Origin of the sequence: Allomuricauda sp. R78024 (genome assembly GCF_044596045.1) — a bacterium.
Lineage (GTDB): Bacteria > Bacteroidota > Bacteroidia > Flavobacteriales > Flavobacteriaceae > Flagellimonas.
Window position 1 is genome coordinate 2,763,780 of sequence record NZ_CP138995.1, and the last position, 14,117, is coordinate 2,777,896.

Genomic DNA, 14,117 nt, shown 5'->3' on the forward strand with positions numbered 1-14,117 from the left:
TTCTAGAACATTATCTATAAAAATAGTCTTTATTTAGCAGTGCAAATTAAATTATGGAGTCTATAAAATCGCATTCATACGAGGTTCATTTGGAGGAATTGGCGGAAGCTGCTCTTAGACAACACATTGCAAAAAGCAATTACTCCAAGGTGTTTATTTTAGTTGATGAGAATACCAAAAAGTATTGCTTACCCATTTTCAAAAAGAAGCTTGAAAAAAGGGTTGATGCTATTCTGGAAATACAATCTGGAGAAGACCATAAAAATATAACCACTTGCTCAAAGGTTTGGGAGTTATTGTCTCGCCATGATGGAGATAGAAAAAGTCTTTTGTTAAATCTTGGTGGAGGTGTTCTTACCGACTTAGGAGGTTTTGTGGCATCCACTTTTAAACGAGGTATAGATTTTATAAATATTCCTACTACCCTACTTTCCATGGTAGATGCGTCTATAGGTGGAAAGACTGGAGTTGATTTAGGGGCTTTAAAAAATCAGATTGGAGTCATCAATCAACCACAGATGGTATTGGTATTCCCTGGGTTTCTTAAAACACTGGAAGCCAGACAATTGAAAAGTGGGTATTCGGAAATGTTGAAACATGGCCTTATCATGGATGCCGATTACTGGAAATCCTTGAAGGAAAAGAATGAATTTATAGATGCGCTATGCATTAAAAAATCCATTTCCATAAAAAACGATGTAGTTATCCAAGACCCTACCGAACAAGGTTTACGAAAGATTTTAAATTTTGGACACACCCTTGGGCATGCCATTGAGTCTTATTGTTTGGAAAACCCTGAAAAGGAAACACTTTTACATGGAGAAGCTATTGCTATTGGTATGATCCTAGAGGGCTATTTTTCTCATGAACTAAAAGGATTGTCTAAATTATCCCTACAAGAAATAAAAGAAACTTTTCTGAGACACTTTGGACGTGTAACCTTTGACAACCAAGATATTAAGGCCATTCTCAAGCTTTTAAAGTACGACAAGAAAAATTCACATGGTGATGTCAATTTTGTTTTACTCCAAGAAATAGGAACTGCGCTTATAGATATTAAGGTACCGAACAATCTTTTTGCCAAAGCATTTGCTTACTACGCAGAATAGCAAGTATATATACTAAAAGTTGCCATTGACAACTCTTTGGATTTATCAGATATAAAAATTCATAGCTTAGGTTAGGAAATCAAAACCCATCCAGTATGAAACGAATATTGATAGATTACAAAAAATTGGACCACAAGGTTGCTGCTGTTTTAATAGATTCTTACCCCTATGGTTATGGTGATGAAGATATTATTACCCTTAAAAAACCAAATGGGGAAATCATTGAAGCTGTTGAAGTAAAGACTGATGATGCCATTTACTTGGTTAAAATTAGTAAGAGCCTTTCCAAGTTTATCTCAAATTTTGAGGAAAACATTGAAAAAGAATTGGATAAGAATGTAAATGCAGAAGCTGTTCTTGATTCTGAAGAGAATGAATTCAACAATCCAGAATTGGAATCAGATACGGATTTAGAAACTGATAGCCTATACTAAAAAATTACTCTACCCTAAGAATAGCGTTCTCGGATTATTTTTAAATGATGGGCCTGGTGTCCACATATAATGAATCCCATTGCCCTAGTACTCATCTTGGAGTCACTGGCCATACCAATCCGTTTTAACGCGTCATCATCAAAAGATTTAAAGAGGCTAATGGTGCCATTTCTTACCGCTTGGTATTCGTCCAGTATTTCTTTTTCCGTCTTTCCAGAAGCATTAGATTGGGGTACGTAGATATCTTGATCAAAACCAGCCAATGATGTATCATCATTTCTCCCAAATCGTAGTGCCCTGTATTGAAACACACGTTCAGCATCAATAATATGCATTAAAACTTCTGCCAAGGTCCACTTTCCCTCTCCATAAGAATAGTTTAGTTTTCCTTCTGGAAGTCCTTCCATAAAAGATGAAAAATCTACCATCCCCTCTTTAAGGCTATCCATTAAATTAACATCTCCTAAAGCAAGAATGTAAGTATGGTAATAGGGGTTATATTCAGAAACAGGTAAATCTGTGCTCCTCATAGTAAAATAAGAAAGTAAATTAAAAATTACAGTTCGTTAAAAATGGTATGCATCAAACGTTTTTTGTCGTTGATACTTTCTTCTAACGAAATCATTGTTTCTGTTCTACTGATACCGTCAATATCATCTATCTTAAAAATGATGTTCTTTGCATGCGTAGTATCCTTAGCCCTTATTTTACAGAAGATATTGAATTTCCCTGTAGTGATATGAGCAACAGTAACATATGGAATTTGGTTAAGACGTTCCAATACAAATTTGGTCTGATGGGTTTTTTCAAGAAAAATACCAACATAAGCGATAAAAGAATACCCCAGTTTTACATAGTCCAGTGTAAGTGAAGAACCTTTTATTATTCCAGATTCCTCCATTTTCTTTACCCTCACATGAACTGTACCAGCAGAAATTAAAAGTTTTTTAGCAATATCCGTAAAGGGAGTACGGGTATTATCTATTAACATGTCTAATATCTGGTGATCAATTTCGTCCAATTTTACTTTACTCATTGCGCTATTATTTTCAACAAAATTAGTTAATTAAGAAAATATACGTAAAAAAAATGCTTTTTTTTTAAATAAAATGTAAGAACTGAGTCCAAACACCTATCTATTGTTCAGTTATGATAATTAAATTAAGAATTTCCTTACGAAAAGATAATGCCTCGAAATCTTTTTGCTGCGAGCAATCAAATGTTTCGTGGCCGAAACACTCTTTTAATTCATGGATACCGACAATTTCTGGTACAAACAAAATGGCTTTTTCCTTTAGTACTTCTTTAAATCGAATTCCAATACAATGGCTTGGATTCAAATTTGGATTAACTACCTGAGGGTTTTTAATCAAAACATCATAAAACAGTTTCTCATTCTCCGGAATCTCAAAATAATCATCAGTTTTAAAACCTTCAACCTTTTCGTGAGCTATTATATCAAGCCCTTCCAATAATGACTGAAAGATAAATTCCCTGGTTTTTTCCCTATGGTAATCCTTTGGGTAATGTCCAGCTTCAAACAATATGGTTGGGACTTCTTTCATCTGAAAAAAATCACCTACACAGTTATCATTAAATGCATCATCGTACCTCCCCACCTGCCCTGGGATTTCTTTTTGCAGCATGTTATTCATTGCAACTATGAGCTTCATTGCCGTTTCTCTTGTGGGAGTGACATTGCGCTCACTATCACTGGATGGAGATAAAAAGGAAACTGTTGCAGGTTTTTCAGTTTTGCCCGCACTAAATAATGTGCGTTGGTCATGAAGGTTAAAGCAATAATCAGGTTTAAATTCTTCAAAGACATTCCGTAATGTCACACTTTCTGGCTGTGTAAGCAATTTTGCATCTCTATTTAGGTCAACTGTGTTTGCATTTACCCTAGTATATCGCTTTGCTCCATCAGGATTTAAAATGGGTATCACCAGAATCGTGCACCTTTCATTAATAGCTTTAGCAAGTTCGTCATCAGAGGTCACAAAATTAATCATGTCCATTACAGCTTTTGTCGTGGTAGATTCGTTGCCATGCATTTGTGACCACATCAATACTCTTTTATCTCCGTTCCCCAGAGTAATTGATTTTATGGTATCGCCTTCAACTGACGTTCCTATATTTTGAAGTGTGGAAGGGTCAAGGTTTGCAAACCACCTCTTTCGCAATATTTCAAGAGTGACATATCGACCTTCTATAGTTCTTTCTTTATAATCTGAATGATTAATCAAAGGCATTGAAATTTGATTAGAGTTTACAAAAGTAAATCATCTATATGTTATAAATGTGAACGATTATCATTGAATAAGTTTACAATTGTACTCTATTTTATAATGATAAATTACAAATGTGTCAAGCATTTTTAAATTCAATCAACATATTTATAATAAGCATTATAAACAACTTTAAAAGAGATATTTACAGCACATTATATAACTTAATAGTTTATAATTATCAGTAATAATATACCAAATATTCATTGCGTCTAAGGAAAACAATGAATACTTTTATACAAACTTAAATACAATTGTGAACGATAAGATTATAGAACGCATACAAACGGTAATTGACCATTACGGACTTACCATATCTTCCTTTGCAGATAAGATAGGTGTTCAACGTTCCAGCATTTCACATCTTCTAAAAGGAAGAAACAAACCGAGCTTAGATTTTGTAATGAAAGTAGTTCAGACTTATCCTGAAGTTAATTTGTATTGGTTGCTTAACGGAAAAGGGAATTTTCCCCATTCAGAACAAAATGAAGATTCCCCTACTCCAACTTTCCCTTTAGCTTCTCAAGAAAAAATTATACCAAAGGTTGGGGAAAAATCCAATTTAGGTAAAGTCGAGGCGTCAAGAATTGTAATCTTTTATACAGATGGAACTTTTGAATCTTTTGAGTTAAAAAATAGTTGAGGTTGTTTATCTATTTCGGTTCTTTCCATTTACTTTGTAATTATGATGAAGCAAATAATTCTTGGTGCATTGCTAATAACTTTTAGTGCCTGCAACGAACCTCCCCAACGTAACTGCAAAAACTTTAAAACAGGAGATTTTTCATTTACCAGTATCATTAATGGAGAAGAGAAAACAACAACATTTTCTAGAACCCTAGAAATTGAAGTTGATAATTTTGAAGGAAAGCAAGACACCTCCTCTATAAGGTGGATCAATGATTGCGAATATGTTCTGAAAAACAAGAACCCCAAAAACAAAGCTGAAGAAAAATCAATTCATATAAAAATATTGACTACTTCAGATTCTTCTTATACATTTGAATATAATGCCATTGGCGACAAGCGTAAATTTAAAGGAACCGCATACAAAATACACTAACCATGTTTGAAATCTTTACTAGCCCTGATGCCTGGATGGCATTGTTGACCTTGACTTTTTTAGAAATTATCCTGGGGATAGATAATATTATCTTCATCTCTATTGCAGCTGGCAAATTAGAAAAGAAAGATAGAAGAAAAGCAACCAATCTTGGATTGGTCTTGGCCATGGGTATGAGAATTCTTTTGCTTTTTGGGATTACCTGGCTTACAAAGATGAAAAAACCTTTTCTTGTTGTTGATGAGTCATGGATTACCGGAGGCATTAGCTGGCAAGCTCTAATTTTATTTTTAGGAGGTCTTTTCCTTTTATATAAAAGCACTAAGGAAATCCGCGAAAAAATTGAGGACAAAGGTCATGATGAAAGAGAGGTTACAAAATCACGCTCATCATCATTGACCAATGCAATTGTTCAAATTACCGTGATCAACATTGTTTTTTCTTTTGATTCTATTTTAACCGCCATTGGTATGACCAATGGTATTTCTCCCAACCCAACAGATGCATTAGTATTAATGATAACTGCTGTTGTTATTTCAGTAGTCGTTATGATGTTGTTTGCCAATCCAGTAGGGGAATTTGTAAACAAACACCCTTCCGTACAGGTTTTGGGATTATCTTTCCTTATCCTTATTGGGTTTATGCTGATAACCGAGGCCGCACACTTATCACATTTAGTAGTGTTCGATAATGAAATTGGGGCTATACCTAAAGGATATCTTTATTTTGCGATAACATTCTCCTTAATGGTTGAGTTTTTTGACCTTAGAATGAAAAAGAACAAAAAACAGAACACCGAACTTTCCGAAGAATAAGAATTAGTTTGGACGCTGATACGCCAATTCTGGATGCTGTTGTTTATGGTCCAGATGAAGTTTCTGCTGTTGTTTTACCGTAAGGGTGCTACCATCATGACTCCACCCAGGTGGGCCAAAGATGTACATTAATTTGTGAGATAATTTCTTGGACTTTTTCACATCATTCCATATGTCCTTAAACTCATGGGTGAGAATTACAACTGGATTATACGAATCTGGTGAGTGAATCACTCCGTATTTTACATCAACATCATCATCAAGTTCCTTCCACGTACCAAACATCTTATCAAAAATATTTAGAAACCCACCATGGTTTTTATCCAAGTATTCCACATTTTGAGCGTGATGTACTTGATGCATAGTATGTGTATTGAATATTTTTTCTATAAAACCCATTTTTGGAACATAAACGGAATGCAACTGAAATTGCCATAACGCTTCAATTCCTAAACAAACAACAACCATTTCAGGAGGAAAGCCAATTGCGGTCATCCACATATAAAATAGGGGTTTGTAAAGAATAGTAAACCATCCGTTACGAACAGCAGTACCCAAATTGAAATTATCCGAAGAATGATGTACAATATGCGCGGCCCAAAGAACCCTTATTTCATGATTGGCTCTATGAAACCAATAATAGGTGAAATCATCAGCTAATTGACATAAAATCCAGATGTACCATGCATAGCCAAAAGACTCATAGCCCAGAATATTTTGACGAACACCATCAACCAAAGGATTGCATAATTCATATACACCTTCAAAAAGAACAATGGCAAAAATAACCTTGAACAAAGGACCTATAACAGCAGAACCTACACCCATAAAACCACTTGCGGCTAAATCTTTCCAGACGTAAAGATGATCGTCTCCATGTGTTTTACTATAAGTAAGCTCAAATAAGATAAAGGCAATAAAAACAGGTACACCGTAAACTAACGGGTTAGTGAAATCCATATATAAAATTTAAGCTATTGGGTTAGGTGTGTATAACTTGAATGCCAAAATAGTTAGAAAAATGCATTAAAACAAAGTTGTTTGATCAGAACCTTCATCTTTTGAATCTATTTCATTATCAGCAAAGCCTATGGACTCTTCATCAATTACTTCTATCTCTTCAGGAACAGTTTCTTTAGGCTCTTCAAAAGGCAATGATTCCAAGGCATTAATATTTTTAACCTTCTCTGACGTAAGCTGATTTCCAATTGCCTTTATACCTTTTATGCCTATAAAACTTTCCACATCTATTTCTTGATTTGGTCTTGCATCCTTGCCTCTTGGTTTTGGAAATTCAATTTCAATTACTGGTCGCCAATCAGTGGAAACCAATTCAAGATGGGATTTTGGGTGTTCGGAAATTACTAAATCCTCCTTGTTAGGACTCTCAATTAAAAACCGTTTTATGTAATAGCGTTCTTTTTCACCTTCATAATGCACTATTGAAATAGGTTTCTTTGGATTCCACTTTTGCAAAACGATCATATCTTCATTAAACCGGGTCAATAAGTCTGGCGGAATTGTTTTTACTTTCCCTTTTTGGTCAATGATCAATAGTAAATCATCTCCTTTAAAATCACCTAGCAGTTCTCCTCTACCATCAACGTTCAAGCGCCCCACGATATCATCAAACCAAATTTTTCTGGGCTTAAGCGTGGAAACTCCCTTTTCTTTGAGCTCTATTCTTTTTACGGGGTATTTTGTGACCAAATTTCCTTTGGAGGCTCTTCCTTTTATCAAAAGGTCAGCGAAATCCAAATCCCATTTCAATTTCTTAATGCTACCAGATTGTCTAAGTAATACGGTAATAGTCTCTGCCTCTCCATTGGGGTTGGCCGAAAAGTAATGCATATCGGAAGTAGGTTTACCTCCTGCCAATTGATACATCTTATCACGAGTTATACTTGTAACATTAAACCTTTTGATATAGCTTGGGCCTCCCCTTCCGTCTTTATAAATCATATTATAAATAGTACGACTATCCTTCTTTTTAAATACAGCAACATGTATGATGCCTTTTCCAATGAAGGTTTTGGAGTCAACTTTGGTCACCATCATTTCACCTTTTTGTGTAAAAACTATGATGTCGTCTATATCACTACAATCTGTAACATATTCGTCTTTCCTTAAGGAAGTCCCAATAAAGCCTTCTTCACGATTAACATAGAGTTTGGTATTTCTTATGACCACTTTGGTAGCCTCTATATCATCAAATATTTTTATCTCGGATTTACGTTCACGACCTTTACCGTATCTCTTTTTAAGCTCTTTGAAATAATCAATGGCATAATCCACCAAATGCTCTAAATGATGCTTGGTTTGAGCAATCTTCTCTTCTAAACTATCAAGAAGCTGCTGCGCTTTTTCCAAATCAAACTTAGAAATACGTTTAATGCGGATTTCTGTTAAACGAACGATATCCTCTTCCGTAACTGTTCTTTTAAGGTTTTTTGTAAACGGCTTAAGACCCTTATCAATTGCAGCAATAACACCTTCCCATGTCTCTTCTTCCTCAATGTCCCGGTAGATTCTATTCTCAATAAAAATTCGCTCTAAGGACGCAAAGTGCCATTGCTCTTCTAGTTCTCTAAGTTGAATTTCAAGTTCAGCCTTTAACAATTCAACAGTGTAGTCCGTTGAACGTTCCAGCATTTCTGTAATCCCAATAAATAAAGGTTTGTTATCTTCTATGATGCATCCTAAAGGAGATATGGAAGATTCGCAAGCCGTAAAGGCATATAATGCATCTATGGTTTTATCTGGAGAAATTCCATTTGGTAAATGAACCAAAATTTCTACTTCGGCCGCTGTATTATCTTCAATTTTCTTAATCTTGATTTTACCTTTTTCATTGGCTTTCAAGATAGAATCTATTAAAGATGATGTATTTGTTCCGTAGGGTATTTCATTAATGACCAAGGTGTTCTTGTCAAAAGTGGAAATTTTAGCACGAACACGAATCTTTCCTCCCCGTACACCATCGTTGTAATTAGTAACATCTATGATTCCCGAAGTTGGAAAATCTGGAAACAATTTAAATCGTTGTCCTTTTAAATGTTTAATGGACGCATCAATTAACTCGTTAAAGTTATGCGGGAGCACTTTAGTGGATAGCCCCACCGCAATACCCTCAGCTCCTTGCGCCAATAACAATGGGAATTTGACAGGAAGATTTACCGGTTCTTTCTTTCGACCATCATATGAAAGTTGCCACTCTGTAATTTTTGGGCTAAAAACAACTTCCAATCCAAATTTTGAAAGGCGGGCTTCTATGTATCTTGAAGCTGCAGCTCTATCTCCAGTTAGGATGTTTCCCCAGTTCCCCTGTGTATCTATAAGTAAATCCTTCTGCCCTATTTGAACCATGGCATCTGCAATACTTGCATCTCCATGGGGGTGGTATTGCATGGTATGGCCAACAACATTGGCAACTTTGTTGTACCTACCATCATCCAACTCTTTCAATGCATGCATTATCCTGCGTTGCACCGGTTTAAAACCGTCTTCTATTGCTGGAACTGCACGTTCTAAAATAACATAAGAGGCATAGTCTAAAAACCAATCCTTATACATTCCGGTCACCCTTGTGAGGCTATCCTGGGAACTGTCTTGGCTTTCTAAACCTTCATCATTCAAATCTTCATTCTCTTCCATTTAGAAGGGGATACATTTATCTGGTTTATAGTTAGTTTTCTTCTACTAAATCAAGTTCTACTTTAAGGTTTTTTATGATGAATTCTTGTCTATCAGGGGTGTTTTTCCCCATATAAAACTTCAATAAATTATCAATGCTCATTGCCTTGTCCAACATTACAGGTTCCAAACGGATATCGTCGCCAATAAAATGTTTAAACTCATCTGGCGAAATCTCCCCTAATCCCTTAAATCGTGTAATTTCTGGTTTACCAGTAAGCTTTTGAATAGCATTTCGTCTTTCTTCTTCACTGTAGCAATAAATGGTTTCTTTTTTATTTCTAACCCTAAAAAGAGGAGTTTGTAGAATATACAAATGGTTTTCTTTTATCAACTCTGGGAAGAACTGCAAAAAGAATGTAATCAACAATAAACGTATGTGCATTCCATCAACATCAGCATCCGTAGCTATTACAATATTATTGTAACGCAGATCTTCCATTGATTCTTCAATGTTCAAAGCTGCTTGTAGTAAATTGAATTCTTCATTTTCATAAACGATTTTTTTGGACATGCCATAGGAATTCAAAGGTTTACCCCGCAAACTGAAAACCGCTTGTGTATTTACATCTCTAGATTTGGTAATGGAACCCGATGCCGAATCTCCCTCCGTAATAAACAACGTAGACTCCAATCTTCTGTCCTTCTTCATATCTTGAAGATGAACACGACAATCCCTAAGCTTTTTATTGTGTAAACTTGCTTTTTTGGCGCGATCACGAGCTAGCTTTCGAATTCCTGAAAGTTCTTTACGTTCTTTTTCTGCTTGAACAATTTTGCGCTGGATTGCTTCTGCGGTACTTTGGTTCTTATGAAGGTAATTATCAAGGTACTTACCCATAAAATCATTAATGTAAGTACGCACAGTAGGCAGTTTTCCGCCCATATCCGTAGAACCTAGTTTAGTCTTGGTCTGACTCTCAAAAACTGGCTCCATCACCTTAATGGAAATTGCTGATATTATTGATTTCCTTATATCTGAAGCATCATAGTTTTTTCCATAAAAATCACGGATGGTCTTTACAATGGCCTCTCTAAAAGCAGCTTGGTGCGTTCCACCTTGCGTGGTATGTTGCCCGTTTACAAACGAGTGATATTCCTCGCTGTACTGAGTCCTGCTATGGGTAATGGCCACCTCAATATCCTCTCCTTTTAAATGGATGATAGGATACAGCATGTCCTCCATGCTATTATTGTCTTCCAATAAATCCTTCAATCCATTTTCTGAAAAGAATTTTTCGCCATTAAATACAATGGTCAACCCTGGATTAAGGTATACATAGTTTTTGAGCATGCGTTCTACATACTCGCTCCGGTATTTGTATTTTTTAAAAATAGATTCATCTGGAACAAAGGTAACTTTGGTCCCTCTACGTTTTGTGGAATCGATCAGCTCTTCATCCACCAAATTCCCAGCTTTGAATTCTGCAGCTTTTAGTTTTCCGTCCCTAATCGATTCAACTTTAAAAAAGTTGGAAAGTGCATTTACCGCTTTTGTTCCAACTCCATTAAGCCCTACGGATTTTTTAAAAGCTCGGGTGTCGTATTTTCCACCAGTGTTCATTTTGGAAACCACATCTACCACTTTCCCTAAAGGAATGCCACGTCCATAATCACGAACATGAACCGTACTTTCTTTGATATTGATTTCAATGGTTTTACCGGCGCCCATGACAAACTCATCTATACAGTTGTCCAGGACTTCTTTGAGAAGAATGTAGATACCATCATCGGCAGATGAACCATCTCCCAACTTGCCAATATACATACCGGGACGCATGCGAATATGCTCCTTCCAATCCAGGGAACGAATATTATCCTCGGTATACTTGGTTTCTGCCATTAGTTAAGGGTTAATCCTTGCTAATATAAAATTTAGGCTGAGAAATAAAAATGTGGACTGTAGAAAGTAATCAACAAAAGCTGTTGATATACCAACAAATACTATGATTGGATTTAAACATTGAACCTAAAATGCATGACATCACCATCTTTTACAACATATTCCTTCCCTTCTACACGCATTTTACCAGCTTCTTTTACCTTGGTTTCGCTTCCATACTGCACATAATCGTTGTAAGCAATAACCTCTGCGCGAATAAACCCTTTCTCAAAGTCTGTATGGATTACACCTGCAGCTTGAGGAGCGGTTGCCCCAACTGGAATGGTCCAAGCTCTTACTTCCTTTACGCCTGCCGTGAAATAAGTTTCTAAATCCAACAATTTGTATGCTCCTCGGATTAATTTGGCCGACCCTGGTTCTGACAGCCCTAAATCTTCCAGAAACATTTGTCTTTCTTCATATGTATCCAATTCGGTAATATCAGCTTCTGTGCCCACAGCTAAAAAAATAACTTCAGCATTTTCATTGGCCACAGCTTCTTTTACCTTTTCAACATAGGCATTTCCATCAGTAGCAGCTTCTTCATCTACATTACAGACATACATTACCGGCTTATCTGTAATCAATTGTAATGGTTTTACATATTCTGTACGGTCATCATCACTAAGGGAAATAGCACGAACAGATATTCCTGCTTCAAGACCTTCTTTAAGACTGGTAAGCACAGCTGCCTCTTTTTGGGCATCTTTGTTTCCTGTTTTTGCAGTTCTCTTAACTTTGTCCAATTTCTTTTCAACACTTTCCAAATCTTTTAATTGGAGTTCCATGTCAATAGTTTCTTTATCACGCATTGGATCTACAGATCCATCCACATGAACAATATTGTCATTGTCAAAACATCTGAGCACGTGAAGAATGGCATCTGTTTCTCGGATGTTTCCTAAAAACTGATTTCCAAGTCCTTCGCCTTTACTGGCTCCTTTAACCAGCCCGGCAATATCAACAATTTCAACCGTTGCGGGAACAACTCGCTCTGGGTTTACCAATTCCTCCAGTTTTTCCATTCGAGCATCGGGCACGTTAACAACACCTATATTGGGTTCTATGGTACAAAAGGGAAAGTTGGCGCTCTGCGCCTTTGCATTAGATAAGCAATTAAACAAAGTTGATTTTCCTACGTTTGGCAATCCTACAATACCCGCTTTCATGTTCAAGTTTTAAGGGTGCAAATATAAGCCCATTTATAAATCAATTTTAAAATTATTATAAATGCTCGCGAGTATTAAACTTTTTAATTTTTACAGTGGTCGTTAATTTGTGACCTTTCATCCAAAAGATCAATCCTTGGGGTAATAAAATTATGGCAATACTGTTATAACAAAAATTTTAGATACCAATGATCAATACCGATTGCGAGCCTTTTGACGTATCTTATGTTATCGATGATAGCGAGGTTACCTGTAAAGTCCATAAAAAACTGCTAGAAAAATCTAAGCTTTCAAAGAACCAACTAACCTATTCTTCTCCTGTACAAGCGCTTAAATACTTAGTGCGAGACATTAAAGCGCAAAAGAAAATATTAGTGTTATTGGATTTAGAAATGCCCGGAGTGAACGGCATAGATTTTCTCGATATCATAACTGGTTTGGAAGCTTCAAACAAACAATTAAGTGTTTATGTTGTGAGTTCTACAATCTTTGAGCATTTAGATAATGCTGTTATTTACAACTCAATTATAAAAAGGCATTTTAAAAAACCGCTGAAACCAAAAGATTTATCTCAAAAAAATGTTATCAATGATTGCTTTGAGGAGTTTGCGTGTTAATGGGTAGAGAATCAAAAACTATCTAGCTAGAATCCTTGAAAAAGCATGTAAAATCCGATAACAACGACTGAGATAATCCCAAGTATGGCAATTACGGAAAGTGTACAGCCTATCTGCTTCCAAAATCCATTATATGTTTCTTCCTTTTCTTGCATAGCACCTCAAATCTTTATGGTCTGATAAAAGTAAAAAGAATTGATGTATCTACGTTTTTGTAAGCAGTATAATAAACAAATAGAAAAAGTGTGTACCAGTTCATAACTTTAGTGCATGACAAAAATTACATTACAAGGAATATTATACGATGAGAAGTCTTCTTTTTTAAAAGGTCCAAGATTGGCTCCTCCCCTAATTAGAGAAGCTTATCACAGTAATTCTGCAAATTACTTTTCTGAAGATGGTACTTCAATAACCTCTGATTTATTAAACGACAAAGGCGATTACAATATCTCTGAGTATTTCGATATTGAGAAAATAACCGCTGAAAATCTTGAAGAAGGAAACCCTCTTTTAACTTTAGGAGGCGACCATTCCATTACCTTTCCTATTATCAAAGCATTTCAGAAAGTGTATGGGACAATAGATATTTTGCATATTGATGCTCATAGCGATCTATATTCCAGTCTGAATGGAGATTCCTTTTCTCATGCATGCCCTTTCTACAATATCATGCAAAATAATCTAGCAAACCGATTGGTGCAGGTTGGCATTCGCACCTTAAATTCTGAACAACGAGAGAATGCTGAAAAATATGGGGTTGAAATTATTGAGATGAAAGATTTTGAATCTACCAAAATGCCAACATTTCAAAACCCATTATATCTATCGTTTGATATGGATGCTCTGGATCCTGCTTTTGCGCCCGGTGTATCTCATCATGAGCCAGGCGGTTTAAGTACGCGGCAAGTAATCAATATTATACAAAAAATTAATGTGCCCATTATTGGAGCGGACATTGTAGAATACAATCCAAAAAGGGATGTTAACAACATGACTGCAATGGTATGCGCAAAGTTGTTTAAAGAAATAATTTCAAAAATGCTTTAA

The 14,117-nt window shown here is 35.9% G+C and carries 15 protein-coding genes; 7 read left to right on the forward strand and 8 right to left on the reverse strand.

Annotated features, from left to right (window positions below; all coding sequences use genetic code 11):
* The first annotated feature begins 53 nt into the window (after positions 1-53).
* On the forward strand, positions 54-1,109 hold the full coding sequence (gene aroB, locus SJY44_RS12460; RefSeq protein WP_396589972.1) for a 3-dehydroquinate synthase: 1,056 nt from the start codon (positions 54-56) through the stop codon (positions 1,107-1,109).
* Positions 1,110-1,204: 95 nt separating this feature from the next.
* Complete coding sequence (locus SJY44_RS12465) at positions 1,205-1,543, forward strand: hypothetical protein (RefSeq protein ID WP_396589973.1); 339 nt, start codon at positions 1,205-1,207, stop codon at positions 1,541-1,543.
* Positions 1,544-1,557: 14 nt separating this feature from the next.
* Here SJY44_RS12465 and SJY44_RS12470 read toward each other — a convergent pair whose 3' ends face one another.
* The 3 genes from SJY44_RS12470 to SJY44_RS12480 form a co-directional block, all read right to left on the reverse strand.
* Entirely contained in the window at positions 1,558-2,073 is a 516-nt protein-coding gene (locus SJY44_RS12470) for a DinB family protein (RefSeq protein WP_396589974.1), read from the reverse strand.
* 26 nt (positions 2,074-2,099) lie between these two features.
* A complete protein-coding gene (locus SJY44_RS12475; protein ID WP_055392737.1) occupies positions 2,100-2,579 on the reverse strand; it encodes an Lrp/AsnC family transcriptional regulator in 480 nt (159 codons plus the stop codon).
* Positions 2,580-2,679: 100 nt separating this feature from the next.
* Positions 2,680-3,795, reverse strand: coding sequence for a M14 metallopeptidase family protein (locus SJY44_RS12480; protein ID WP_396589975.1), 1,116 nt, complete (start codon positions 3,793-3,795; stop codon positions 2,680-2,682).
* A 292-nt stretch (positions 3,796-4,087) separates the two neighbouring features.
* Between SJY44_RS12480 and SJY44_RS12485 the strand changes: the two genes are divergently transcribed.
* From SJY44_RS12485 to SJY44_RS12495, 3 genes are read left to right on the forward strand one after another with little or no spacing between them, the layout of a single operon-like run.
* A complete protein-coding gene (locus tag SJY44_RS12485) occupies positions 4,088-4,474 on the forward strand; it encodes a helix-turn-helix transcriptional regulator (RefSeq protein ID WP_396589976.1) in 387 nt (128 codons plus the stop codon).
* 42 nt (positions 4,475-4,516) lie between these two features.
* Entirely contained in the window at positions 4,517-4,894 is a 378-nt protein-coding gene (locus SJY44_RS12490; RefSeq protein WP_298926874.1) for a DNA topoisomerase IV, read from the forward strand.
* Positions 4,895-4,896: 2 nt separating this feature from the next.
* On the forward strand, positions 4,897-5,709 hold the full coding sequence (locus SJY44_RS12495; protein ID WP_298926876.1) for a TerC family protein: 813 nt from the start codon (positions 4,897-4,899) through the stop codon (positions 5,707-5,709).
* Between the two features lie 3 nt (positions 5,710-5,712).
* On the opposite strand, the gene SJY44_RS12500 is transcribed toward SJY44_RS12495, so the two are convergent.
* The 4 genes from SJY44_RS12500 to ychF form a co-directional block, all read right to left on the reverse strand.
* Positions 5,713-6,669 (reverse strand): sterol desaturase family protein, encoded by a 957-nt coding sequence (locus SJY44_RS12500; RefSeq protein ID WP_396589977.1) that lies wholly within the window; start codon positions 6,667-6,669, stop codon positions 5,713-5,715.
* Positions 6,670-6,735: 66 nt separating this feature from the next.
* Positions 6,736-9,363: a DNA gyrase/topoisomerase IV subunit A gene (locus tag SJY44_RS12505; RefSeq protein ID WP_396589978.1), complete on the reverse strand. Its 2,628-nt coding sequence runs from the start codon at positions 9,361-9,363 to the stop codon at positions 6,736-6,738.
* A gap of 31 nt (positions 9,364-9,394) precedes the next feature.
* Positions 9,395-11,245: a DNA topoisomerase IV subunit B gene (locus SJY44_RS12510; RefSeq protein ID WP_298926884.1), complete on the reverse strand. Its 1,851-nt coding sequence runs from the start codon at positions 11,243-11,245 to the stop codon at positions 9,395-9,397.
* A gap of 113 nt (positions 11,246-11,358) precedes the next feature.
* Positions 11,359-12,453 carry a redox-regulated ATPase YchF gene (gene ychF, locus SJY44_RS12515; RefSeq protein WP_396589979.1) on the reverse strand — a complete coding sequence of 365 codons (1,095 nt, stop codon included), beginning with the start codon at positions 12,451-12,453 and terminating at the stop codon, positions 11,359-11,361.
* A 188-nt stretch (positions 12,454-12,641) separates the two neighbouring features.
* Here ychF and SJY44_RS12520 point away from each other — a divergent pair, with 188 nt between their 5' ends.
* Positions 12,642-13,070, forward strand: coding sequence for a response regulator (locus SJY44_RS12520; RefSeq protein ID WP_396589980.1), 429 nt, complete (start codon positions 12,642-12,644; stop codon positions 13,068-13,070).
* 26 nt (positions 13,071-13,096) lie between these two features.
* On the opposite strand, the gene SJY44_RS12525 is transcribed toward SJY44_RS12520, so the two are convergent.
* Complete coding sequence (locus SJY44_RS12525; RefSeq protein ID WP_298926890.1) at positions 13,097-13,225, reverse strand: hypothetical protein; 129 nt, start codon at positions 13,223-13,225, stop codon at positions 13,097-13,099.
* Positions 13,226-13,340: 115 nt separating this feature from the next.
* Between SJY44_RS12525 and speB the strand changes: the two genes are divergently transcribed.
* Entirely contained in the window at positions 13,341-14,117 is a 777-nt protein-coding gene (speB, locus tag SJY44_RS12530; RefSeq protein WP_396589981.1) for an agmatinase, read from the forward strand.